The sequence below is a fragment of the Micrococcales bacterium genome, from assembly GCA_009784895.1.
GTDB lineage: Bacteria > Actinomycetota > Actinomycetes > Actinomycetales > WQXJ01 > WQXJ01.
Window position 1 is genome coordinate 29559 of record WQXJ01000010.1, and the last position, 23993, is coordinate 53551.

Here is a 23993-nt window from a genome sequence, read left to right on the forward strand (position 1 = left end):
TAGGGTCGGGGCGAGACTTCGGCATCGGCCAAATGGAGGACACAAATGCCAACCGCAGCCCCGGCCCCTAGCGCTGTCGATGCCTACATTGCCGGCTTTGAACCGGCGGTCCGGGCCAAGCTTGAGCAGATGCGACAGCTGGTGCGGCGAGCCGCGCCTGGGGCCAGCGAGCGGATTTCCTACAACATGCCGGCCTATTTTGGTCGGGGCGTTCTGGTCTACTTCGGCGCCTTCAAAGGTCACATCTCGCTGTTTCCAACCGGAGAAGGGGTGGCGGCCTTCGGTGGGGAGCTGGCTGCCTTGGGGCTGAAGACATCCAAGGGCACAATCCAGCTGCCGCTGGATCAGCCATTGCCTAAGGACCTAATCAAACGGATCGTCCAGCACCGCGTACAAGTGGACCAAGCCCAGGCCGCGCGCAATTCCTGACGCGACAGCCGTTTTGTCGGCCAATGCCGGCCGCGAGCCGTGGTCAGTAGATCAAACTCGCCAACGAGACGTGCTCGATCTATCTAGACACTGCGCTGCTCCGAGTAACGTCCCTGGTACGGGACGTCTTGCGGCTACCGCTCGGGTTCGGGGTGATTGGTTGGCCACGGCTCGGCCGGCCGAACAAGTGATCGACCAGGTCTCGCGGGTGTGTTCCCTAGTCCGTCTTGGGGCTACTTGGCCAGGTTCTGATCCGACTGAACCACAGCGGCGGGTTCATGGCCTTCGTCAGCCGACGCGGACCAAGCCAGAATGCCTCCGCCTACGAGACCGCAGCTCAGCGCCAGGGCTCCCAGGGTTCGCCCCAGGGCACCAAATCGCTGCTGATTGGCTTTGCTGCTCTTCGTGGTCTGATTTGCTCTCATCGTCTGGCCTCCATATTCGTCGTAGTTTGTTAGTCATCCTAACTAACGCACTTGGCTGGCGAACTGTTCCCGATTCGAACGACTGCTGTCGGGCCGAAAATCGGAGCCGCGGCAAAGAAGCAGGTCAGGGTCCCTCTTTGACGCGAGAATGCCTATTCTATGGGCCTTGTCAAGCCCCCAAGGTTGTCGAGTCGCCGCAGGCGGCTGTGGCTGCCGCAGGCGAGGCTGGGATGGATTCAGCAGTGTGCCAAAGCTCGGTGTCGCTGCATAAGTGCAGGTCAACTCCCACATCACCGCGAGAATGAGGTCTGGCATAAAGCGATGCCACCAAGGCTCGGTGCCGCTGGAAATAGGGAGTGTGCCAAGGCTCGGTGTCGCTGCAAAGGGGCTGGTCAGCTGGCGGGATCAACCCAGCCCAGGGTGCGTTCGACGGCTTTGGCCCAGTCGGCGCAAAGCCGGGCGCGCTGCTCAGCCGGCATGGCCGGCCGCCATCGGCGGTCCTCGGCCCAATGGTGACGCAGGTCAGCCAGCGAATCCCAAAACCCCACGGCCAGACCGGCGGCATAAGCCGCGCCCAGGGCGGTGGTCTCGGCCACTACCGGACGGACCACATCGACGCCCAATAGATCAGCCTGGAACTGCATCAACAATTCGTTGGCCACCATGCCGCCATCCACTTTCAGCGCGGACAGTGCTACGCCGGTATCGGCCTCAACTGCTTTGAGCACATCACGGGTCTGGAAAGCGGTCGCTTCAAGTGCCGCCCGGGCAAAGTGGCCCCGGTCAACAAAGCGTGTTAGCCCGGCAATCACACCCCGAGCGTCGGAGCGCCAATGCGGCGCAAATAACCCCGAAAAGGCCGGCACAATATAGGCCCCACCGTTGTCCTCGACGCTGCGAGCCAAGGCCTCAACCTCAGCCGCCGTGCTGATCAGCCCTAGATTGTCGCGCAGCCACTGGACCAATGAACCGGTCACGGCGATTGAACCTTCCAGGGCGTAGACCGGGAGGTTTTGACCCAGTTGATAGGCCACGGTGGTCAACATGCCGTTGTTTGACATGACAATCTCGCGGCCGGTGTTGACAAGCAAGAAACAACCGGTGCCATAGGTGTTTTTGGCCTCACCGGGCTCAAAAGCGACCTGCCCAAAGGTGGCGGCCTGTTGGTCACCCAAAATGCCGGCGATGGGCGTTTGCCGCAGCAGCGATTCTGATGCGGCTTGACCATAGACCTCCGAGGATGACCGTATTTGCGGCAGCATCGAGGCCGGCACGCCAAAAGCGTCGAGGATGGCCTGATCCCATTGGAGTGTGGTCAGGTCCATGAACATGGTGCGCGAGGCGTTGGTCACGTCGGTCACATGGACACCGCCCTTTACCCCGCCGGTCAGGTTCCAAACCAGCCAAGAATCAGTTGTGCCGAAGGCCAGCCGGCCCGCCCTGGCCAAGGACCTGGCCCCCTCGACGTGGTCCAAGATCCACCGAATCTTTGAGCCGGAGAAGTAGGGGTTGAGCGGCAAGCCAACCCGCTGCCGGAAGCGGTCCACCCCTGCGGCCGCCTCTGAGGCCAGCTGGTCGATCAACGGCCTGGTCCGTACGTCCTGCCAAACAATGGCGTTGTAGATAGGCAAGCCGGTGGACTTGTCCCAAACCACCGTGGTCTCGCGCTGGTTAGTAATACCGACGGCAGCCAAGTCGTGACGGGTGACATTGGCCTGTGACAACGCCAAGCCGATGACCTGGCGAGTCTGATCCCAAATCTCGACTGGATCATGCTCGACCCATCCGGGCATTGGCATGATTTGACGGTGCTCCATCTGGCCACTGGCCACAATTTGGCCAGCCCGGTCGAACAGGATTGCTCGGGTAGAGGTGGTGCCTTGGTCAATGGCCAATACGTACCGCTGCGTCACGGCTTAGACCCTAGCCAAGGTCCACCGGACCAGCCACATCAGCCACGCTCAGGCGGGCCTGCACCGCCGCCTCGTCGCTTAGCTGCCTGGCCGCGGCCTGCTCGGCTCGCACCCTGTTGGCGTAGGCGTTGACCTCGGCCTCGACTCTGGCCTGGTCCCAGCCCAGGTGAGGTGCAACCAAGGCGGCGATTTCCGCCGCAACTGAGGTTCCGGCATCGGGCGACTCATGATTCAACCGAAGGCGGTTCGTCATGACGTCCTCCAAATGGAGCACTCCTTCGCACTGAGCGGCGTAAACCACCTCTGCCTTGAGGTATCTCGACGGCCCAGCCAAAACCTGACCCAACGAGGCATCGGACTCAACCAGTGCCGCGATCTGTCCAACCAGCGAACCGTAGCGGCTCAGCAGCCGGCGCACCTGGGTCGGGTCCCAGCCGTAACGCCGGGCCAGATAGCGGGAGCGGTTGACCCAGGCCTTGTACCCGTCCGCCCCTAAAAGGGGCAGCTCGGCAGTCACTGAAGGTCGCACCTTGGGCTGTTTGGCCAGGGCAAAGTCGACCGCATCTTGGGCCATCACCCGGTAGGTGGTCAGCTTGCCGCCGGCAATCACCGTCAATCCGGGACTCGGGCTGGCCACAGTATGCTCGCGCGAAATCTTGGCCGAGCTAGTCCCGGCTTTGGTTCCAGGCTGCAGCAGCGGCCGCAGCCCGGCAAAGACCCCAATCACGTCATCCCTGGTTAGCGTCTTTGTCAGAACGGCGTTGGCGTGCTGCAAGAGGTAGTCGACATCCCGCTGGGTGGCCACCGGATGGGTCAGTTCGTTTTGCCACGGGGTGTCAGTGGTGCCAATTAGCCAGTGGGTATCCCACGGAATGATAAACAACACCGACTTTTCGGTCTGGGTGATCAGGCCCATCCGGCCGTTGATCCGGTCACGCGGCACCACCAAGTGGACACCTTTCGAGGCCAGTACTCGCAAGCCGCCCTCAGCCTGGCAAAAAGCTTCGGTCTGCTCGGTCCACACCCCGGTCGCGGCAATCACATGACGGGCCTTGACGTGGTGTTTCCTACTGAATTCGAGGTCTACGATGTCCGCGCCGTCAACAACGCCATGGCCGTTTTTGGTGATGGCCGTGACCTGGCAACGCGAAGCGGCTTGGGCACCCAGTTGGGCGGCCGTGCGCACAAGTGTGAGGGTCAGCCGGGCGTCGTCAACCTGGGCATCGTAGTAGCACACAGCGCCGATGCCGGCCCTTGGGTTCAGATCGGGAAAAACCTGGCGCAGGCCCTTGGCCAAATAGTGCTTCTGAAACGGCAAGGCGCGTTTACGCCCCGGAGCGTGCGCCAGGAGGTCATACAGCCCCACACCGGCCGTGACATACGGCCGCTCCCACAGCCGGTGTGCCAGCGGATAGAGGAAGGGCGCCGGTCTGACCAGGTGCGGGGCCGTGATGGAGAGAAGCCTGTCCCGCTCAGTCAGGGCCTCGTGAACCAGTTTGAAGTCAAACATCAGCAGGTAGCGCAGGCCACCATGAGCCAGCCTCGATGACCTGGACGATGTGCCCGAGGCCCAATCTTGGGCTTCGACAATTGCCGTGGAATAGCCGCGGGCCTGGGCGTCGAGGGCAATGCCCGCGCCGGTGATCCCCCCGCCAATGACAAGGATGTCGACGCCTTGTTGCGATGTCATGGCTTCAATAGCCCGCCGGCGCGAATCGAGCGTCAGAGCCGAGCTGTTCACTCCTGGTCAATCTCCTATTCGGCTTGGGCCACCGTCGCGGTGCGGTGACCGCTGTACTACAGGTCTCTCATGCCAAGCGTCCGGACGCAAGACACCTTTGGACCCGTACCGGGCAGGCCAGCCGCCGCATCCCAGCCCCACCTGGCCGCAGCCGGCAACCGCCAAGCCGACCAGTCGACTTTGGAGCAGGCGCGAATTGGCGGCCGGTGGTTACTGAGTCAAATCCCGCCCGGTCCCAGGCCGAGTTTGACAGCCGCGTAAACAGTTTTGCGCCGAGGTTGAGGTTTGGCATGATGGCCGGGTGCCTTCAGCCAGCGTTGAACTACGCCCGGCCCGGATGGACGATGTCCGGGTCATTCGCGGGCTTTGCCAACCCTACGTTGACCAGCGCTTTCTGGCGCCCAAACCACCGGTGGCCTATTACGAGTCAATCCACGACTTCACGGTCGCCCTGGCCGGGCAGGAGCTGGTGGGCTGCGGCGCCTTGCATGCCATGTGGGAAGACTTGGGTGAGGTACGAACCCTGGCCGTGGCCCAAGCCTGGCTCAAGCGTGGCATTGGCGGTCAAATCGTCGAGCATTTGATTGCCCGAGCCCGCCTGCTTGGACTCAGGCGTCTGTTCTGCCTGACTTTTGAGGTTAGTTTCTTCAAGGGGCACGGCTTTGAGCCAATCGAATCCACGCCGGTGACCCCTGAGGTTTACTCCGAATTGCTCCAGTCGCACGATGACGGCGTGGCAGAATTCTTGGACCTCGCCCGGGTAAAGCCCAACATATTGGGAAACACCCGGATGCTATTGCACCTTTAGGCAAAGCTGCGGCGTGGTGCGGCGGCTAGGCGATGGGGCAATCTAAACTGGTCGCGTGAGTAGTCTGCTGCGCCCAGTGGGCCCCGAACCGCCTGCGGTTTACTGGAGACGGCGTTTGGCACTTCTGCTCGGTTTGATTGTCCTGATCGTGATTATCATCATGATCATTGGCGCCCTGCGCAGCGGCAGTAGTGACAAACCGGCCGCTGAGGCCCCAAAGCCCAGCCCAACTGTAAGCGAAGAAGCTACCGACTCGGTCGCGCCCTGTAAGGGCAAGGACCTGGAGATTGTGCTCAGCTCTACTAAGGAACAATTCGCCACCGGCGATGTAGTCGAACTGGTCGCCACGGTCACCAATAATGGCCCCAGGAACTGCACTATTACACCCGATGCCAGGACCGTTGAACTTGAAGTGGTCAGCGGCACCGACCAGATTTTCCACACCGCCCATTGCGCCGACCAAATCCCGGCGCCCTCACCCGAAGCCACAGTTGAAATCCAAGCCGGCGCCAGCGAAGATTTGCCCATCACCTGGACGGCAGAGCGCTCCCTCGATCGCTGCCAAGATGTGGCCGACAAAGACCAGCCGCACCGGGCCCGGGACGCAACCTACCGGGCCACAGTCACCATTAGCGGTATGACCAGCGACGAAACATCGTTCCTACTGGTGCCCTAAGGCCTAGCTGAGACGGTCAATAACCGAGGATTCGGCAATCCGCGATAAACCTTCGCGCACGGCACGGGCCCTCAGTTCGCCGACACCTTCTACCCCCATCAGGTCTGCCAAAGTGGCCGCCAAGATGTTTTGCAGCGAACCGAAATGACTGGCAATGCGATCAGCAATGGCCGGTGGCAGGCGCGGCACCCGGCTGAGCATCCGATGTCCCTTCGGGCTCAACGGCGCGTCGACCTGGTTGGCGGTCTCGGCCAGACCCAATACCTGGGCCACCGTGCCAGCCTCCATCAAGTTGGTTGGACTGACCTTAGACAGATCTGCCGTGACTTCACCAACAGACCGGCCAGATCCACCCAGGTCGACGTAGTCGCTGATCAGCAGGGAGCGTCCGGTGTCGACACCGGCGATCAGCTCTTCGAACTGGAGGCGCAGCAAGCGGCCATTGACGCCAAGCTCGGCCAGCAGCCCAGCCACTTCCTCGGCGATGCGCCAAACCATTTCCTGCCGGCCGGCCACGGTCGCGACATCGCGTACCGTCACCACGTCTTCGATCTCAAGACCGGAGAGGGTCGCGCTGACCTCGTCCAGCCGGTCGCGGTAACGCTCCAGAGTGGTCAGGGCCTGTTTTGTCCTCGAGGCCAGCTTCTCCGGATCCTCCAATGGGTGAGAAATGCTCGACACATAAAGCGTGACGATGTTTTCTGACTGGCTCACGGCCAGGACCGGAAAACTGGTCTGTTTGGCGACGCGTTCAGCCGTGCGGTGCCGCGTGCCAGATTCGGTGGTTGTAATTGACGGGTCCGGCAGTAACTGCACTGCTGCCCGGACAATGCGACCGGCCTGGTAGTCCACCACCAAGGCACCATCCATTTTGGACAGTTCTCTCAAGCGGGTGGCGGAAAACGGCACGTCCAGCACAAACCCGCCAGAACACATGGCCTCCACGCTCGGGTCGAAGCCCAGAACTATCAACGCCCCGGTGCGCCCACGCAGGATCCGTTCCAGCCCATCGCGCAGCTCGGTGCCGGGTGCGACAGCGGACAATGTGGTCAGCAGCAGATTTCCGGAGGTTTGATCGAATTCGTCTTGGGCCACGGCGAACACTCCTGAGTTGGACTCCACCCCAAATCCTAGCGCCGCACACAAACACCCATGACCCAGCAGGACCGTTCCACCACCGAAATGGTCCCTAACCGCTTTCACACAAGGCCTAGCAGGTGTGACAAGCCAGTGCCCACGTAGCACCGCCTGCCGGGGCGCCCCCTAGACCACAACGGGCCGCAAAACCCGTAAAGCTTGATCCAGTTGGCTCACCTCCTCGATATCCAGTGACAAGTCCAAGGCCGTGGCCGCGCTGCCGGGTGGCGCAATGACGTGGGTCAAACCCAGCCTGGCGGTCTCTGAAAGCCGGCGGTCGAGCGCTGCCACCGGCCGGATCTGGCCACCCAATGAGACCTCCCCCAGGCAGACTGTGCCCGGTGCCAGCGCCAAGTCGAAGCGGGCCGAGGCGCAGGCCATGGCCAAGGCCAGGTCAAAGGCCGGTTCGCTGACCCGGGCCCCGCCCACGGTCGAGGCAAAGACATCCTGACCGGCCAGGCTCAGGCCACAGCGGCGGGCCAGGACAGCCAGAATCATTGTTAGCCTGGCGGCGTCCAGGCCGGAAGTTGTGCGTCGCGGATTTGCCATGGTCGACGGCGCCACTAAGGCCTGAACCTCAACCGCCACCGGACGGCGGCCCTCCATGGCCACACCGAGGCAAGAACCCGCCACCCTGGGACCGTCCAGATCGACGAACAACCCTGATGGATCATCCACCTCGGTAATACCCTGCGCTGTCATCTCGAAGCAGCCGACCTCGTCGCTGGGACCGTAGCGGTTTTTGGTTGCCCTCAGCAGCCGAAGCGACGAATGCCTATCACCCTCAAATAGACAGACCACATCCACCAGGTGCTCCAGGGTTCTGGGCCCGGCCACCGAGCCGTCCTTGGTGACGTGTCCAACCAACAGACAAGCCATCTCCCGGTACTTGGCTTCCCGCACCAGCTGCGCGGTGACCGCCCGCAGGTGGTTAACTCCCCCTGATACGCCGTCGACCGTAGTGCTGGACAGGGTTTGGATTGAGTCAAGCACCAGCAGCTCCGGTTGTTCACGTTCTGCCAGCGCCAGCACCTGTTCCAGCTCCCCTGTGGCGGCCAGTTTCAGCCCCGGCACCAATGCTCCGATCCGCTCCGCCCTGAGATGGACCTGCCGGGCGGTTTCCTCGCCGGTGACGTAAAGCACAGTCCGCCCCTGTCGCACCGCCCGGGCGGCCACGTCCAGCAGCAAAGTTGACTTGCCAACACCTGGTTCGCCACCAACTAAGGTGACCGAACCAGGTACCACCCCGCCGCCCAGCACACGGTCCAATTCGCCCACACCGGTTGACCAAGCATCCGCCTCACTGCTGCCGATCTGGTCAATTGCCTGGGCGCCAGCCACGGCCAAGCCGGCCCGGGCCACCACCACGGCATCCCGCCGCCTAACCGCCTCAACCTTGTCCCAGCCACCGCAACCGCCACAGCGGCCAACCCACTTAACCGTGGACCAGCCGCAGTCTTGACACTCGTAACTGGCTTGCCATGTCCTTGCCATGGCGCTAACGCTAAACCTGACCACCGACATCGGCCCTGCGTCCCCTCGCCCTGGCCAAACGCCCTGACCATTGACGCCCTAGGCCTCCAGCCTTCGCTAGCGTTGTTGCCATGTCCGGCTTGACCTTGCCCGTGGGCACCGAACTGGGCGGCTATGTGCTGCGCGGCGTGGTTGGCTCGGGCGCCTCGGGTACGGTCTACCGTGCCAATGACGCCGACGGCCTTGAGGTCGCCTTCAAGCTGCTCCATCCCTCCGTAGCCGCCGATTCGGCCGCCCGCCAGCGCCTACGACGCGAGGTTGAACTGCTGCAACGCCTCAAGGCGCCCTGCGTCGCCCAGGTGGTTGACGCCGAAACCCAACAAGCCGAAGCCTTTGTCGTAACCGAACTAATCGAAGGCACCTCGCTGGATCGTCAGGTCAAAAAACATGGCCCCTTCGACCTGCCGGCCTTGGCCGTCCTAGCGCAGGATCTGGCCGCCGCCATCGCCACTATCCACCACGCCGGAGTGGTTCACCGCGATCTGAAACCGGCCAACGTCATGCTGCGCGATGACGGCTCTGTAGTGCTAATCGACTTTGGGCTGGCCCAAGAAGACGCTTGGTCTCGCCTGACCGGCCACGGCCTGGTCGCTGGCACCCCCGGTTTCGTCTCTCCCGAACTGCTGCGCGGCGCCGAGGTTGGCCCTGAATCCGACCGCTGGGCCGTGGCCGCCATGCTGATCAGTGCCGCCACCGGCCGGCCGCCCTTTGGCGGCGGCGGGGTCGAGGCGGTGCTGTCACGGGTATTAGAGGGAGATGGCGACCTGGCCGGCCTTGAACCCAACTTGGCGGACCTGCTGCGACGCGCGGTCCAGGCCGACCCGGCCGCCCGGGTCAGTCTTGAGGATTTGACCGGAGCCTTGGCCGCCATGGCCCGGGGCGAGGAAGTCCTAGCACCAACTATGGTGGCGCCGGCAGAACCGGTTGCCAGGCCCAATGCCGGGTCTCGTCCCTCAGTCCAAAACCCACCCTCACCGCCGTCCGCGGCCGAGCAGACCGCTCTGATCTGGGACGACCAACCCCTGACCGAACAGCTCGACCCGCCGTCGCCTGGCCGGATGGCGACCTACCCCCCAGGCCAAGGAGCCGGAACCGGACCAGGTTTGGCCGTACCACCACCTGAGCTGCCCCGGCCCAAAGCCACACCGTGGCTGTGTCTGGCTGTCTGGATCTTGGCCATGGCCGTGGCCTTGCACCAGGCCATAGCGGCCGCGGTGGGGTTGACCTTGATCTTGTGGCTGGCCCGCACAGTCTGTGTTGGACGGGAGTCGGTGGCCGCCAGGTGGCGGCGCTACGGGCCACGCCCCTCGGACCCAGCCCGCACCGCCGCCTCAGTGCCCTGGTATCTGTTACGCGGCCTGCTCGGATTGTTGCCAACCTTGCTGGTTGGCACAGCCGTGGGCCTTGGCGGCTATTGGGTTTTCGCCTGGCTGGGTGACACTAGGCCCAGCTACGTCGCCGCCCTGGCTGTCGGCCTGGGGACGCTGGTGGCCTGGCGGGGGCCTTCAGCTGAGCCGACCCGTCTGGGTCAAAGGCATCTGACCCGGGCGGTCTTTCCGGCTGGTTGGACCCGACTGTTCATAGGGCTAATCGCGCTGGCGGTGGCCGTAACCTTGGCCTGGCCAGTCCTGAGTGAAGTGACCGGCTAGGGTGGAAGCCATGGCTCCGAGTAACAACTCCGGACCGGCCGGCCCCAAGCCAGCCGGGCGCAAAGCCGTCTGGCCGGTCAACCAGCCATGGTGGCCATCGACCCAACCCTGGGTGTCGCTAGTCTTGCGCCTGGGATTGGCCGTCGTCGCCCTGTGGGCGGCTCTGCCCAAATTAACCCACATCCGCCAGTCCCAGATGGCGGTCAGGGCTTATGAACTGTTCCCGGCTGCTCTGGCTGATCTGATCGGTATTGCCGTGCCGGTGATTGAGCTGGTTATCGCCATCGCCCTCATAATTGGCCTGCTGACCAGGTATGCCGCCGCGCTGTTCGGCTTGATGATGATCGTCTTTGTGGTCGGAATATCGCAGGCTTGGGCTCGCGGTCTAAACATTGACTGCGGCTGTTTTGGTGGCGGCGGCGAACTGCCGGAAGGGGTCCCACACCAATACGCACTGGAAATCGCCCGTGACATTGGCTTAGCCTTGGTGGCTGCATTTGTGGTGTTGTGGCCGGCCTCGCCGGCCTCAGTCGACAAGTGGCTGCGACTGGATCCGCCACCTCGGTAGGGCCGCCGGTTTCGGTCCAAGCCGGGTATCAACGACAAGGAACAGAACATGGCTAAAGGCAAGAAGAAACCAGCCAGCGCCAAGGCAAGGGAACAGGCTCGAGCCGCCGCCAGGGCAGAGGCCGAGCGGCTCAAGGCCGCCCAGGCCGCCAAAGAGCGGCGTAATCGCCTGCTGGTTCTAGCCGGCGGCTTGGCGGTGGTGGTGGCCGTGGCGGTAATCGTCATTGCCGTGACTATGTCCCAAAAGGGCGATGCCTTCGCCGACCTTCCGGCCACACCGGCCGGGGCGCAAGAAAACGGCGGCATTTTGCTGGGCACCGACTTGGCGCCTGGTGGTCCGGCGCCGGAAGGCAACGACGTGGTCACAGTTGCCATATACACCGACTTTATGTGCCCTTGGTGCGGCAACTTTGAAAAGCAGTACGACCAGGAGTTGTCCAACCTGGCTCAAAACGGCCAGATTCAGCTTGAGTATCACATCGTGGCTCTACAGGACAGCCAAGAGAACGCCGAGCGCTTCTCCACACGTGCGGCCATTGCCGCCGCCGCCGTGGCCAAACACGATCCGGCCAACTTCCTGCCCTTTGTCAGAGCTATGTTTGACGACCAACCAACTGAAGGCCAAGACAGCCGCAGCGATGAGGAGATCGCCGCCACTGCCGAAGGCGCCGGTGTCAACGAAGGTGCCCTGGCGGCGCTGACCAACACGGACTTTGAGGCCTGGGTCAACTTCACCAACGAGCAGTTCTTCAAAGTTGGCGTCAGCACGACACCGACCATCATGATGGCACTGGGCAGCGGCGAACGCATGGTCTTCACCGACTACAGCACCATTGGCTTTGAGCAGGCAGTCGCCAACGTGCGGAACGGGTCTTCGCCAAGCGGCCAGTAAACTGGGCCGCCGGGGTTTGCCGGGTACTTGGTTGCCCGATGCCGTCCCCACAGTCCCGCAAGGGACTGGCCACCTTAGCTCAGCCGGCAGAGCAGCCGCCTTGTAAGCGGCAGGTCATCGGTTCGATTCCGATAGGTGGCTCCATCGGCCTAGGTCCACCGCGAAACCTCGGTGTCGCTGCATTGAGGCAAGTCAGCCTCTCATTTCCCGCGAGAACGAGGTTTGGCACAATGACTTATCTGCCGAAGTCAGTTCGTCGTGGCCAGGGCGCTGTCAAGGGCGCGATGGGCCTCCTCAGGCGACAAGTCCAGCTGCCGGACAAGTCTGGCCAGCTGCTGAGCGGCGTCTTGAAATGCCGAGCTGGCGCGTCTGTCTTGCGGTTGGGGCAGGACAACAGTGCCGTGTCGGCCCGATCCGGTCACCAATCCGTTCCGCGCCAGAATCTCATAGACCTTGGCTACGGTGCCATTGGCTATCCCGAGGTCGGTTGCCAGATGCCGGATTGCCGGCAGCTTGGTGCCAGCGGCAAGCCGGCCAGAAACAATCAGTAGTTCAATCTGCGAGCGCAGCTGTTCGCCCAGCGGCATAGCTGAGTCGAAGTCAAGCGAAACGATCACGTGACTACCGCAGGCTGCCAGCCGCGTGGCGCCCTGCCGGAACTACGCTGCAACGCCACGAACGCCAGGACCAGGCACGCCAGAATAGCGACGGTCATTGCGGCACCGACCAGGTCGTTAGCAGGTTCAAGCGCAGACAGGCACCAGCCAAGACCCAGTATCGCGCCGGATAGTTCCAGCCATGCCACCGATCGACCGGCGAAGGCACGTAAACGCTGGTCCACGGCATCGACGTAGTCGCTAGCGAAACGGCGCCTGTCAGTAATGGCGGCCTGCGTCACTTCAGCCAGGCCGGCGAGGACAATCGCCAGCAGTGCGCCCCCGATCATGCCGGACTTGCTCCAGAGCACGGTTCCCAATGCGGCCAGCCCGATGGCGACAATTGCCAAGGCGCGGGCCGTCATGATGAGTCTGGGTTGCGGCCGGGCGGGCCGGGCCTCCAACCGGGCCTGGCGGCGCGGACCACGGCCAACGCGCAGGCGATAGCTTTCGGCGCCCAGGGTGCCGAACGTTATGCCAGCTAGGGCACCCACCAGCAGGTCACTTCCCATTCGACCGGCCCCAATGCCGACAGTGACCACCGTGTCTCCGGGCCAGCACAAACCCGAAACCACCGCGACGGCCAGTCCAGCCAAGCAGCCAAGAGTGCGCATTCGCCAGTGTCGCCGCAGGTAGGCGGTGTAGATGGGCTTGGTCAAGTCACTGGCCAGCCCTCCGGCCAACCAGTCAACGTCTGACTGCCGGACTCTTGCAGCGTGACGGGCGGCCCAGACAATGATGGCGCCTGCCGCGCACAAAGCCAGCAGGCCAACAGCCAACTCCGTGATTGGTGGCAGGAACACCATCTCATTTGTCATATTGTCATAGTACAATATAACAATGACGGATTCGGGGTTTCCGGCTGGCGGCCAGGCTGGAGGACCTACCGACGACTCGACCAGGGATTCGCCAGCCGGTACAGCCAGCGAATCGGCCACCGATGTTGCCGGTGAGCTCCAAGCCCTACTACCCAGCCGGTCAAAGGCTCGGGTGGCCCTGGGGGCGGCGGTATTTGTCTTAGCACTGGCCAGCGCCTGGGCGGCTCCTAAGGTATTGGCGCCGCACGCCGAGTTCGGAGGAGCTGCAGTTCAACAGTATTTTCCTGACGCGCCGTACGTCTGGGCGGCGGCTCCAATCATTATGCATGGTTGGCCCTCTGCCACCGTTGTCGCAGTGGGTGACCGGCCAGGCGCCAAAGCCATTGCGGCCTGGCTGACAGCCGAGGACCAGGCCGAGCCATTCATAGGCGGCGACCAGGACACGGCTTTGGCCAGCCAGGCCGCATTAGTCGAGTTCACCGAGACAACCGGTGTGACCGTCGACCAGTTGCAGGCCGTACCACCGGGGGTGTGGGTTGATGCGGACACGAACCTGCTAGTGCTCTGGCAAATCACGGACTGCGACCAGGCCGAGGCCGCCGAAGACACAGTGCCCACCACCCTGACGGTGCGATCCTCCTGGGGAATCAAGAGGCAGGTAACTGTTGGCCCGTCGACCGCGTTGATCGGCCCCACGATCATGCATGACCGCGAGGAAATGGAGCAGCTGGGTATCTGCCCCTGACCTGCACCGGCCGGGTACTCTCAATCGCGGCCGCGCGATAGAGGAGTTGTGAATTTCCCCTTGACCTGCGCCCAGCGCTTGTCCGAAACTGGATGGACTCAGTCGCCGCGAGACCTGGTGGATCTGCCGTGCCAAACCTCAACCTCGCGGCAGGGTTTGTGTGCGACCCCTCGGTGTCGCTGCATTGAGGCAAGTCAGCCTCTCATTTCCCGCGAGAACGAGGTTTGGCAAACCGGCCGTTTTGTTTGAGCTCGGTTGCGCGGCGGGGTTCGTGTGCGAAACCTCGGTCTCGCGGCGAAGGTGCAGGTCAGATGGCTAGTTGGGCTGCAATTGCCTTGGCCTGGACGGGCCAAGGTGTGAAGGTGACGCCTAGCTCCTTGGTGGTCTGGGCGGCATCGGCCACGTAGTTGCGCTGCCGGGTCCAAGCCGTCTCCTTCGACTCTCTGGCCAGCTTCGAAAACAGGCCGGCCAGGCTGACAATTGATCCGGGCAGGCCTCTAACCCGACCGGCCGGCCAGCCGCCGGCCGCCGCTACATCGGCCACCACCTGTTGGGCACTGATAGCCGGAGCATTGGGGACAAGCCAGACTCGACCGTGGGCTTCCGGCCTGAGCAGCGCCGCGACCAGGGTGGCGGCGACATCGGCCGGGTAGGTCCAAGAGTGGATCTTGGTCGGATCGCCCGGATACCAACCAGCCCGGCCCTTCGACAGCCCTGCCAAGGCCAGACCAATAATGGTGTTGGCACCGGCGTCCATGAAGTCCGAGCCGCGCACTTCGAGACCTCTCAGTTCGCCGTCTTGGTGCAGCGAGCTGACTTGCTGCCACATTTCCGCCTTGACTTTGCCTTTGGGACCCGAGGGCGTCTCGGGGGTGGCGGCCGTGATGGGCTCATCTAGTGGCCCGTACATGTACAGGTTTGAGATTGTGGCCAATACGGCGCCGCTGGCCCTGGATGCATTGATCAGTGTGTTCATCAAAGGCGGCCACTCGACGGGCCAACGGTGGTAGTTGGGCGGGTTGAGCGCATTGACTAGGCCAGCGGCTCCGCTGCAAATGCTGGCCAAGGCCTCGGGCTGGCTCAGGTCGACCGCCAAGTGTTTGGCACCTGGGACCGGTTGCCTGGCGCGGCGGGAGATCACAACCACTTCGGCACCGGGGCACTGGGACAATAGTTCGGCCGCCACGGCCCGGCCAATCCGGCCGGCCCCGGCCACCACGAACTTCGAACCCGCACCAGGCGGAACGGCCCGGTCTGTTCCTAATTGGGCTGACGGCATTGCGATCCCCTTTCGGAGCGGTGCTCTGTTTCCAGAGCGATGCTATCCCAGGCGGACTGGCGCGCGCAATACCTTGCGCTAGTGGGATACTGGACCGGTGGAAGACGCCAGGTCAGTAGCCGTGGAGACAAGTGCATCTCCGCGCCGGCCCACCGCTCGCGAACGGGTCCGGGCCGAGATTCGTGCAGAGATCCTAGACCTGGCCCACCGGCAAATGGCCCAGCTGGGCGCCGGCCAAATCTCCCTACGCGCCATTGCGCGCGAACTGGATATGGCCTCTTCGGCCATTCACCGCTATTTCCCGTCGCGTGATGATGTCATTACCGCCTTGTTGATCAGGGAATACACGGCCCTGGGAGAGGCACTACAAGCCGGACAGGCGGAGATCGAGCCTGGGGACTCGGCGGCGCGGTGCAAGGCGTTTCTATTGAGCGGGCGGGCCTGGGCCGCGGCTAACCCACACTCTTTCGCTTTGCTGTTTGGCACGCCGGTGCCGGGTTACGTGGCGCCGGATTCGACCAAAGAGCCAGCCTCGGCGCCTATGCGACTGCTGGCTGAGCTGCTCGAGACCATCTCAGACACGGGCGGTCCCCAGGGGCCTGCGGCTGTTGACGTACCGGCCGCTGTCGTAGCTCCGGCCATGTCCGCGCTGCCGGCGGCGCCAAGCTGGCGAGTGGCCACGGCCCTGGCCGCCTGGACCTGGATGATTGGCGCCATCGACGCCGAATTGTGGGGCCACTACGTCAACGTGGTCGACGACCCGGACGCCCTTTACCAGGCCACTGTCGACCACTGGGTCAACGCCTTGGGCCTGGGCTAGCGCTGATCCGGCACTCGTCGGTGGCTCGGCAAACCCAATTTCGGTCATTTCCCGCAGACGGCTTGACCCTGACATAGTGTCAGGCTGTGAGGTTGATGGCATGAGCGATAGTGATTCGGCCTATCTGCTGGGTATTGGCGATTTCTCGCGTCTGACCATGTTGTCGGTGCGCATGTTGCGCCACTACGACCAACGAGGCCTGCTTGCCCCTGCCCAAATCGACCCGCATAACGGCTACCGGTTCTACGCACCGGCCCAACTGCGTGACGCCGGGCGGATTAGGGCGCTGCGTGACGCCGGTTGCGGCATCGGCCAAATCGCCCAGCTGCTGGAGCTGTATGACAACGCCGATGCCCTGCGCGCCGCCCTTAGCCAGCACGCCAGTGGCCTGGCCGCCGCCGCCCAGCACATAGCCGACCAGCAATCGCTCCTTGACAGTATTTGCCAACAGCTTGAGGAGCCATCAATGTCATTTCCAGTTGAACAACGCAACATTCCAGCCATGCGCGTGCTGTCTCTGCGCCGCACCGTGGCCAACTACGCCGCCGAGGCTGAACTGTGGGCCGAATTCGGCCAGCAGGCAATACCGGATGGCATCAAACCCGGACCGTTTGGCCGGACTTTTGGTGCCACTTTCTATGACCCTGATTTCAAAGAGGCCGATGTCGATATGTCAGTTTGGGCAGAACTGACCCAGGAGTTGGCAGCGCCGGAAGGCTTTTCCGTTTCCGCGCTGCCTGCCCAAACGGTCGCCACAGCGACCATGTACGGGCCCTACGAACAGGCCGGGGCGGTCTGCTCCGCCATCGGCGCCTGGATTGCCCAACACGGCCACACCCTGGCCGGGCCGATGTTCAACATCTACCTGGTCAGCCCGGCGCAAGACCCCAACCCGGAAAACTGGGTGACCGAAATCAATTTCCCAATTGCCACCTAGTCAGTCAGGACCACCAATGCCCCGCCCCACCAATCGAAGCGAACTGCTAGCCGCCGCCCAGGACGGCTACGACCGGATTATGGCGCTGATCGGGTCCTTTGAGCCTGCCTGGCACCGACCTGGCTAGGGCAGGGTCCAGTTAACGGTGAAAGCCCCCATCTCATCGAGCAGGGCGTTAGCGCGGGAAAACGGCTTTGAACCAAAGAAACCGCGCATAGCCGAAAGCGGCGAGGGATGGGCCGAGGCGATTACCGGTGTGCGGCCGAGCAGAGGCATCAGGGACTGCGCCTCGCGGCCCCAAAGGATCGCCACCAAGGGTCCACCGCGGCTGACCAGTCGTTCGATCGCCAAGTTGGTAACCGACTCCCAGCCTTTGTCGCGGTGGGAGGCAGGTTGGCCAACTCGGACCGTTAGCACCCTGTTGAGCAGCATGACCCCGCGTTCGCACCAAGGCGTCAGATCTCCAGTAGACGGCATGGGGCAGCCGATGTCGGTAGTTAGTTCACGAAAAATGTTGCGTAGCGAGCCGGGCAGGGGGTGGACATCCTGGGCCACAGAAAACGACAAGCCAACGGCATGGCCCGGCGTGGGGTACGGGTCTTGGCCCACTATCAGAACCTTGATCCGGGCCATCGGATAGGTGAATGCCCTAAGCACATTGGCTCCGGCCGGAAGATAGCCGCGCCCGGCGGCGACCTCGGCCCGCAAGAACTGGCCCAGATCGCTGATTACCGGCTGGACTTCTTCAAGCGCCTCCGCCCACTGCGGATCGACCAACTCGGCGAGCGGACGCGGTGCGGACATAGTTTGAGACTACCTGGACTTGTAGTCAGTTGAGTAGCTCTGCCCGGCTCCACCAAGGCCAGATGCACCGGGTCGACCAGCCAAGACGCACTTGGGTGGCCCGGGTGGTGGCTTCGGGTCTGTTACCAGACACGCACCAGGACAAATGACAACGATGTGATTTGGGCCCTAGCATGGTGCCTGTCCGGTCAATTACATCAGGAGGTCCTTGTTGGGCGCCGAAGCTGCTCGCGTGTCGGGATCGCTGGACGAGCGTGACCGTCAGGTCTTGATGTTTGAACGCCAATGGTGGCGCTACGAGGGTTCCAAGACCCAGGCCATCAACGACCTGTTTGGGCTGGATGCAACCACCTATTACCGCGTCCTGGGGACTCTGATTGACACTGAGCAAGCCTTGGCTTTCGACCCTCAATTGGTCAAACGGCTTAGGCGCCAGCGTGACAACCGGCGGCGCCAGCGTTCGGCTCGCCGGTTGCCCACCGGCCTGATTGGCCACCCGGACGGCTAGTCTTCTTCCGTGAGCAAGAGTCGGTACCCTTACCCTCCGGACGAGTTCGATGAGGTCGATCAGTCAACGCGCCCCAAGGAACCCCATGCCGCCAAACGCTCGGCTTGGAGCCGGATCTGGCCGTTCCTACTGGTCATTGTGTTGGTGCCAGCGGTGGCGATTGCCGCAGTGAAGCTGCTGGCCAATTCCGACAACACCACCACCCCACCGGCCACCCAAGCGCCAGCCAGCCCAACACCCACCCCCGAGCCAACACCGACGGAGGCCCCACCCACCCCCGAGCCAACACCGACGGAGGAGCCCACCCCCGAGCCCCAATTGACACCCGATTTTGCCGCCGTTGTCACCGTGATGAATGACGTCTCGGGCCGCTACACCGGGACTAAGAACGGCCTGGCCGGGCGGGCAGCCCAGAAGCTGGCGGGCGAGGGCTGGACAAACGCGGCCAGTTCAACCGATCACGTCAACAACAACCGTGAGACCTCGCAGGTCTATTACTCCGGTGCCGAAGCCCAGGTCACGGCCGAGGCCGTGGCCGCCGCCCTCGGCATTGCCGCCGTCACCGAAGACGGTGCCGTGGCCACGGCGGAACGCGGCATCGTCGTGTCCCTTGGCGATGACTTTCGAGAGTAAGGCCGGGGTGACCCGGGCTCGTTGCCACGAGAGCCTGTCAAAGCCCAGTCTCGCTGCATAAGGGCTGGTCAAGCCGCCTGTTTGCGGCGAGAGAGAAGTTTCGCTAATTGCCCCCAGCTTGCACTCTGGGCCTTAGAGTGCTAACCATTACTTAGCACTCTTGCATTGAGAGTGATAACGATTCGGTGAGGACCGGCCAAGGGCGTGACGTGAACGCCTGGCAGCTTGTCCGTCCGTCGCGGGCGCCGAGTCATCAGATCGCTAGACATAAGGAACGAATTCCGAATGGCCAAGATCATTTCCTTTGATGAGGATGCCAGGCGGGGCATGGAGCGGGGTTTGAACACCCTGGCCGACACCGTCAAGGTGACCCTTGGACCCAAGGGGCGCAACGTTGTCTTGGAGAAGAAGTGGGGCCCACCCACCATCACCAATGACGGCGTTTCGATTGCCAAAGAAATTGAGCTCGAAGAGCCCTTTGAAAAGATCGGCGCTGAGCTGGTCAAAGAGGTCGCCAAGAAGACTGACGACATTGCCGGTGACGGCACCACTACTGCCACTGTGCTGGCCCAGGCACTGGTGCGCGAAGGTCTGCGTAACGTCGCGGCCGGCGCCAATCCGATTGCGCTCAAGCGCGGCATTGACCAGGCCACCGAGGCCGTTGTCGAAGCCCTGTTAGAGCTAGCCAAGGACGTTGAAACCAAGGAAGAGATCGCGGCCACGGCTTCGATCTCGGCCGGGGATGAAGCCATTGGCTCGCTGATTGCCGAGGCCATGGACAAAGTTGGCAACGAGGGTGTTATCACCGTCGAAGAATCAAACACCTTTGGTTTGGAACTTGAGCTGACTGAGGGCATGCGTTTCGACAAGGGCTACTTGTCGATGTACTTCCAGACCGACGCTGATCGCCAAGAGGCGGTGCTCGAGGACGCCTACATTTTGCTGGTCGAATCCAAGATCAGCTCCGTTAAGGACCTACTGCCGCTGCTGGAGAAGGTCTCCCAGGCTTCCAAGCCTCTGGCCATCGTGGCCGAGGATGTGGACGGTGAGGCTCTGGCCCTGCTGGTGGTCAACAAGGTGCGTGGCTCGTTCAAGTCAGTTGCCGTCAAGGCACCCGGCTTTGGCGACCGGCGCAAGGCCATGTTGCAGGATATTGCCGAGCTGACCGGCGCTCAGGTCATCAGTGAGACTGTTGGTCTGAAGCTGGAAAACGCCACCCTTGACATGCTGGGCACCGCCCGCAAGGTGGTTGTAACCAAGGACGACACCACGATTGTCGATGGCGCCGGCGATGCCGAAGCGATTGCCGCTCGGGTGGCGCAGATTCGCGCCGAAATCGAAGCCTCCGACTCTGACTATGACCGCGAGAAGCTGCAGGAACGGCTGGCCAAGCTGGCCGGCGGCGTGGCCGTGATCAAGGCCGGAGCCGCCACCGAGGTTGAGCTCAAGGAGCGCAAGCATCGCATCGAGGATGCGGTGCGTAACGCCAAGGCCGCTGTCGAAGAGGGCATCGTGGCCGGCGGCGGTGTGGCGCTGATGCAAGCCGGGGCTGACGCCTTTGCCGAATTGTCCCTCGAGGGTGACGAATCGATTGGCGCTGGCATTGTCAAAGTGGCGCTGGATTCGCCGATCAAGCGGATCGCGGAAAACGCTGGCCTCGAAGGCGGCGTGGTGGTCGAAAAGGTCCGCCACCTGCCCGCCGGCCAGGGTCTGAACGCGGCAACCGGTGTCTATGAAGACCTCATGGCCGCTGGCATTGCCGATCCGGTCAAGGTCACCCGTTCGGCTCTGCAAAACGCCGCCTCGATTGCTGGGTTATTCCTGACAACCGAGGCCGTCGTAGCAGACAAGCCGGAGAAGGCTCCTCCACCTGGTCCTGAGGCCGGTGGCGGTATGGGCGGCATGGACTTCTGATCGACTGAGGTTCTTTTACCCAATAGGGGCGGGTGACGCGGTGGGGCGCGTTGCCCGCCCTTTGCTCTTGATCTGGTGCCCGATGCCGCCTGTTGCGCCGGGCGTTTTCCTCACCTTTTGGTGAAAAGCCGGTGCAGGGGGAAAACAGACCCAATATGCGCTATGCAGCGCATGAGTAAAAGCGCTAGATTCTTTTTTCATGGCGAACAGTCACACCCCAATCAAAGTTGGCATTGTCGAAGACGAGGGCCTACTGCGCTCCATGCTGAGCGACCTTGTGGCCGCCCATCCGAGTCTCGAAGTTGTCGGAGCCGCCTCTGGGGCGGCCGAGGCCAGGGTTCTGTTCCCGCCCGGTTCAATTGACCTGGTCTTGATGGATGTGGCCCTTGGCGACGGCAATGGTGTGGCCCTGGGTGTGTCGATGCAAAGAGCCCACCCTGACTTGATTGTGATGCTCTTATCGAGCCACGACGTTATGGACCTGGTGTTGTCTATTCGCGGCAATGTACCCCACCCCTGGAGCTACTTGTCGAAGCGTAGTTCTGTCACCCAAGAGGTCTTGTTCCGCTCAATCATGGCGGCGGCCTCCGGTGAGGTCATCTTGGATCCGGAGCTAACCGAACGCTCCAAGCCGCGTGAAGGGGCCGCTGCCGCCCAGTTGTCAAACGCCCAGCTGCAGGTTCTGCGGCTAGTGGCGCAGGGCTTTTCCAATGCCACTGCGGCCGAGCTACTTGGCCTGTCGCGCCGCAGCGTCGAGAACCATCTTCAGGCCATTTACCGAACCTTTGGCATTACTTCGCAAGACGCCTCACCGCGGGTGGCCGCCGTGCTGCAGTTCTTGCAGCAAACTACGCGAGCCTGATCTGTATGGCTCGGCGGCAGCGCCTAAATCAGGATGGTGAGCGCTGGCTATACCTCTGGTTTGCCGTCGCCTTTGCCTTGGTGTTGTCGCTGGCCATGGTGCTTGAATGGGCCGTCGCAGTGACCTGGTGGCGGCCTTACCTACCGAGCGAGTATTCGGCCGCCTCAATGGTGCCAAGTGTTTGGCTGGCCACTTTTGTGCCGACTTTGTTGGGAGTGTTGGCCCTGTTCCCGGTCTACCCGGCTGGCCGGCCGCGCTGGTGGCGCGTCTCAATGGTGGTGCTGGTGACGCTGCTACTGCTGCCCCTAAGAGCGGCTGCCCAGTTGGCGCTGTGGGGGGCCTATGGTAACGAAACCTCATTGGCCCTGGACACGTTTGTTGGTTCGCTTACCTCCGGGGCGGCCATTGGTTTGGCCGTCTACCTGGCCGGTACCCAGATGGCTGCCGTCAAGTCGGAGCGGCTGGCGGCCCAGCACGAGTTCCAGTCGCGCCAGGCAGCCCTGGTACTCGAAAACGAGGAGCTGCGTGTCCGCCGCGAGGTCTCTGACACTCTTCACGGACGCATCCAGCAGCGGCTTGTTTTCCTTGGCAGCCAAATTGAGCAAGTTAGGTCCACACTTCACGGCAGCGGCCAGGCTGAGGCGGCCAGCCGGTTGCAGGCTGTTATCGCTGATCTCGACGAATTGCGCGAAACCGATGTCCGCGCTTTGTCACATTCACTGTTCCCACTTGGCGTTGACGTTGGCCTAACGCAAGCCTTGACCCTCCAAGTAAGCCGGATCCCAGCCCAAATCGAGGCTTCGCTTGATATCACCGATGCCGCGGCCGCACTTGATTCACTGACAGGACCTGGCCTTGAGCTGGCCGAGCGCGTCTTACTGGCCCAAGTAGCCGAGGAAGGCGTCACCAACGCCATCAAACATGGCGAAGCCAAGCGGATCTGGATCACGCTCGATGTTGATCGTCTCAGCTCCGACGCTGACGGCGATCACCTCGAGCTTTGCGTCCGCAATAACGGCCAGCCCGTCGCGCCCGAGGCCCAGATGTCCGGGTTGGGCTCGCTCAAAACTCGCGCCCGGCAACATGGCGGCGATTTAGCCCTGACCGCTGGTGGCGAGGGCAGGGTTGTGCTGCGAGCCTGGATCAAACACCACCGGCCGCCAGCCGATCAGGAGGCAATAGCGGCCCTCGAAGCGGCCCCTGAAACGCCGGTGGTGGCCGTGGACACCTCCCCCAGCGTCGAGGCTGCTCAGGCGGCCGTTCAGGTTGCGCCGGTGGAGGCCGCGGACACCTCCCCCAGCGTCGAGGCTGCTCAGGCGGCCGTTCAGGTTGCGCCGGTCGAATCTGAGCCCACCACTTTGGCCACCCAGGCGCCAGATACCCAGGGGCTTCCAGCGCCGGCCGGACAACAAGACGCCAGCCAAGGCGCCCAGGCGTCTAGTCCTAACGAGCCGGCTGTGCCTGAAACCAGCGAACCACCCACTTAGCCGCCCAGGCGGCTGGCCGGCCCACTATTGGGCGAACATGGCAACGTTTTGCTGCTCAACTTCGCTGTAGGTGTGACCAGCCTGAGCCAAGGCCTGGTTAATTGATTCCAGGGCCTGCTCCAACGAGCGCTGGGCGCCTCGCCATTGCTCCATGGCGCCCTGGAAGGCGTTGGCAGCCGCACCTCGCCAAGAAGACTGGAGTTCGGCTAGGCGGCCGTTCATCCCGGCCACCTCTGAGTTGATTGAGGCGATTGAGCTGCGCACGCCGGCTGAGGCGCAGGCAATGGCCTCAGAATTGACTTCAAAGATCGACATTTTGCTTTGTCCTTTCTAGTTCTGGCCACCCTAGAGATGAAGCCGTCGCGGCGTTTGCGATTGGCCCTCGGCCTGTGGACGAGGTGAAAACCCTGGTAGAAACGCCCGGCACAACCAAGCCGACCGCTCAGGGCCACAAACCAGACGAAGGCTAACCTAAGGTGCCCCGGCCAACCCACGGGCCGGCATCGGCCAACGCCACCGATGCAGCCAACTGTTTGGGACCGAGCGCCGCTCACGGTAGAGTGACCTTGCCCAAGCGGCCTAGCGCCTGTAGCTCAACGGATAGAGCATTTGACTACGGATCAAAAGGTTGGGGGTTCGAATCCCTTCAGGCGCGCCCGGCTGGGCATGGAGGCGTCGCCTAGTGGCCTATGGCGCCCGCCTGCTAAGCGGGTTGGGGAGGTTGATTCCCCTCGCGGGTTCAAATCCCGCCGCCTCCGCC

Annotated in this window: 24 protein-coding genes and 3 tRNA genes; 18 read left to right on the forward strand and 9 right to left on the reverse strand. The window is 62.9% G+C overall.

Annotated elements, in window-relative coordinates; genetic code table 11:
• Positions 1 to 45: 45 nt before the first annotated feature.
• On the forward strand, positions 46 to 429 hold the full coding sequence (locus tag FWD29_02995) for a DUF1801 domain-containing protein (protein ID MCL2802916.1): 384 nt from the start codon (positions 46 to 48) through the stop codon (positions 427 to 429).
• A gap of 817 nt (positions 430 to 1246) precedes the next feature.
• Here FWD29_02995 and glpK read toward each other — a convergent pair.
• Together glpK and FWD29_03005 are read right to left on the reverse strand one after the other, a co-directional pair.
• On the reverse strand, positions 1247 to 2767 hold the full coding sequence (gene glpK, locus FWD29_03000) for a glycerol kinase GlpK (protein ID MCL2802917.1): 1521 nt from the start codon (positions 2765 to 2767) through the stop codon (positions 1247 to 1249).
• 10 nt (positions 2768 to 2777) lie between these two features.
• Positions 2778 to 4508, reverse strand: a complete 1731-nt coding sequence (locus FWD29_03005; GenBank protein ID MCL2802918.1) for a glycerol-3-phosphate dehydrogenase/oxidase — start codon at positions 4506 to 4508, stop codon at positions 2778 to 2780.
• A gap of 301 nt (positions 4509 to 4809) precedes the next feature.
• Here FWD29_03005 and FWD29_03010 point away from each other — a divergent pair, with 301 nt between their 5' ends.
• Both FWD29_03010 and FWD29_03015 read left to right on the forward strand, forming a co-directional pair.
• The gene (locus FWD29_03010) at positions 4810 to 5316 is read left to right on the forward strand and encodes an amino-acid N-acetyltransferase (protein MCL2802919.1); all 507 of its coding nucleotides are present in this window, start codon (positions 4810 to 4812) and stop codon (positions 5314 to 5316) included.
• A 55-nt stretch (positions 5317 to 5371) separates the two neighbouring features.
• Positions 5372 to 5992: a hypothetical protein gene (locus tag FWD29_03015; protein ID MCL2802920.1), complete on the forward strand. Its 621-nt coding sequence runs from the start codon at positions 5372 to 5374 to the stop codon at positions 5990 to 5992.
• Between the two features lie 3 nt (positions 5993 to 5995).
• Here the strand turns inward: FWD29_03015 and disA are convergent, their stop codons facing one another.
• Entirely contained in the window at positions 5996 to 7087 is a 1092-nt protein-coding gene (gene disA / locus FWD29_03020) for a DNA integrity scanning diadenylate cyclase DisA (GenBank protein MCL2802921.1), read from the reverse strand.
• A 168-nt stretch (positions 7088 to 7255) separates the two neighbouring features.
• Entirely contained in the window at positions 7256 to 8653 is a 1398-nt protein-coding gene (radA, locus tag FWD29_03025) for a DNA repair protein RadA (GenBank protein ID MCL2802922.1), read from the reverse strand.
• A gap of 80 nt (positions 8654 to 8733) precedes the next feature.
• Here radA and FWD29_03030 point away from each other — a divergent pair, with 80 nt between their 5' ends.
• From FWD29_03030 to FWD29_03045, 4 genes are all read left to right on the forward strand, one after another.
• Positions 8734 to 10311 carry a protein kinase gene (locus FWD29_03030; protein ID MCL2802923.1) on the forward strand — a complete coding sequence of 526 codons (1578 nt, stop codon included), beginning with the start codon at positions 8734 to 8736 and terminating at the stop codon, positions 10309 to 10311.
• A 10-nt stretch (positions 10312 to 10321) separates the two neighbouring features.
• Positions 10322 to 10879 (forward strand): DoxX family membrane protein, encoded by a 558-nt coding sequence (locus FWD29_03035; protein MCL2802924.1) that lies wholly within the window; start codon positions 10322 to 10324, stop codon positions 10877 to 10879.
• Positions 10880 to 10927: 48 nt separating this feature from the next.
• Positions 10928 to 11770: a DsbA family protein gene (locus FWD29_03040; protein MCL2802925.1), complete on the forward strand. Its 843-nt coding sequence runs from the start codon at positions 10928 to 10930 to the stop codon at positions 11768 to 11770.
• A gap of 68 nt (positions 11771 to 11838) precedes the next feature.
• A tRNA-Thr gene (locus FWD29_03045) sits at positions 11839 to 11914 on the forward strand.
• A 104-nt stretch (positions 11915 to 12018) separates the two neighbouring features.
• Here the strand turns inward: FWD29_03045 and FWD29_03050 are convergent.
• Entirely contained in the window at positions 12019 to 12387 is a 369-nt protein-coding gene (locus tag FWD29_03050; protein MCL2802926.1) for a GntR family transcriptional regulator, read from the reverse strand.
• Positions 12384 to 13244: a hypothetical protein gene (locus tag FWD29_03055; GenBank protein MCL2802927.1), complete on the reverse strand. Its 861-nt coding sequence runs from the start codon at positions 13242 to 13244 to the stop codon at positions 12384 to 12386. The genes FWD29_03050 and FWD29_03055 overlap by 4 nt, the downstream gene beginning before the upstream one ends.
• 22 nt (positions 13245 to 13266) lie before the next feature.
• Here FWD29_03055 and FWD29_03060 point away from each other — a divergent pair, with 22 nt between their 5' ends.
• Positions 13267 to 13989: a hypothetical protein gene (locus FWD29_03060; GenBank protein MCL2802928.1), complete on the forward strand. Its 723-nt coding sequence runs from the start codon at positions 13267 to 13269 to the stop codon at positions 13987 to 13989.
• 307 nt (positions 13990 to 14296) lie between these two features.
• On the opposite strand, the gene FWD29_03065 is transcribed toward FWD29_03060, so the two are convergent.
• The gene (locus FWD29_03065; protein ID MCL2802929.1) at positions 14297 to 15268 is read right to left on the reverse strand and encodes an NAD-dependent epimerase/dehydratase family protein; all 972 of its coding nucleotides are present in this window, start codon (positions 15266 to 15268) and stop codon (positions 14297 to 14299) included.
• 97 nt (positions 15269 to 15365) lie between these two features.
• Here FWD29_03065 and FWD29_03070 point away from each other — a divergent pair, with 97 nt between their 5' ends.
• The 3 genes from FWD29_03070 to FWD29_03080 all read left to right on the forward strand — a co-directional run bounded on the left by FWD29_03070 (position 15366) and on the right by FWD29_03080 (position 17152).
• Positions 15366 to 16088 (forward strand): TetR/AcrR family transcriptional regulator, encoded by a 723-nt coding sequence (locus tag FWD29_03070; GenBank protein MCL2802930.1) that lies wholly within the window; start codon positions 15366 to 15368, stop codon positions 16086 to 16088.
• A gap of 100 nt (positions 16089 to 16188) precedes the next feature.
• Positions 16189 to 17025: a MerR family transcriptional regulator gene (locus FWD29_03075; protein ID MCL2802931.1), complete on the forward strand. Its 837-nt coding sequence runs from the start codon at positions 16189 to 16191 to the stop codon at positions 17023 to 17025.
• 16 nt (positions 17026 to 17041) lie between these two features.
• Complete coding sequence (locus FWD29_03080; protein MCL2802932.1) at positions 17042 to 17152, forward strand: ClbS/DfsB family four-helix bundle protein; 111 nt, start codon at positions 17042 to 17044, stop codon at positions 17150 to 17152.
• On the opposite strand, the gene FWD29_03085 is transcribed toward FWD29_03080, so the two are convergent.
• Positions 17149 to 17829, reverse strand: coding sequence for a uracil-DNA glycosylase (locus tag FWD29_03085; GenBank protein ID MCL2802933.1), 681 nt, complete (start codon positions 17827 to 17829; stop codon positions 17149 to 17151). The genes FWD29_03080 and FWD29_03085 overlap by 4 nt on opposite strands.
• 271 nt (positions 17830 to 18100) lie before the next feature.
• Here FWD29_03085 and FWD29_03090 point away from each other — a divergent pair, with 271 nt between their 5' ends.
• The 5 genes from FWD29_03090 to FWD29_03110 all read left to right on the forward strand — a co-directional run bounded on the left by FWD29_03090 (position 18101) and on the right by FWD29_03110 (position 23233).
• Positions 18101 to 18337 carry a DUF3263 domain-containing protein gene (locus tag FWD29_03090; protein ID MCL2802934.1) on the forward strand — a complete coding sequence of 79 codons (237 nt, stop codon included), beginning with the start codon at positions 18101 to 18103 and terminating at the stop codon, positions 18335 to 18337.
• Between the two features lie 9 nt (positions 18338 to 18346).
• Complete coding sequence (locus FWD29_03095; protein ID MCL2802935.1) at positions 18347 to 18970, forward strand: LytR C-terminal domain-containing protein; 624 nt, start codon at positions 18347 to 18349, stop codon at positions 18968 to 18970.
• A 285-nt stretch (positions 18971 to 19255) separates the two neighbouring features.
• Positions 19256 to 20884: a chaperonin GroEL gene (gene groL, locus FWD29_03100; protein ID MCL2802936.1), complete on the forward strand. Its 1629-nt coding sequence runs from the start codon at positions 19256 to 19258 to the stop codon at positions 20882 to 20884.
• Between the two features lie 199 nt (positions 20885 to 21083).
• Positions 21084 to 21746: a response regulator transcription factor gene (locus tag FWD29_03105; GenBank protein ID MCL2802937.1), complete on the forward strand. Its 663-nt coding sequence runs from the start codon at positions 21084 to 21086 to the stop codon at positions 21744 to 21746.
• A gap of 5 nt (positions 21747 to 21751) precedes the next feature.
• Positions 21752 to 23233 carry a hypothetical protein gene (locus FWD29_03110; GenBank protein ID MCL2802938.1) on the forward strand — a complete coding sequence of 494 codons (1482 nt, stop codon included), beginning with the start codon at positions 21752 to 21754 and terminating at the stop codon, positions 23231 to 23233.
• A gap of 24 nt (positions 23234 to 23257) precedes the next feature.
• Here the strand turns inward: FWD29_03110 and FWD29_03115 are convergent, their stop codons facing one another.
• Positions 23258 to 23548 (reverse strand): WXG100 family type VII secretion target, encoded by a 291-nt coding sequence (locus tag FWD29_03115; GenBank protein ID MCL2802939.1) that lies wholly within the window; start codon positions 23546 to 23548, stop codon positions 23258 to 23260.
• 267 nt (positions 23549 to 23815) lie between these two features.
• On the opposite strand from FWD29_03115, the gene FWD29_03120 reads away from it, so the two are divergent.
• Positions 23816 to 23888: transfer RNA gene (locus FWD29_03120), tRNA-Arg, on the forward strand.
• A gap of 13 nt (positions 23889 to 23901) precedes the next feature.
• Positions 23902 to 23991, forward strand: a tRNA-Ser gene (locus FWD29_03125).
• Positions 23992 to 23993 lie beyond the last annotated feature (2 nt).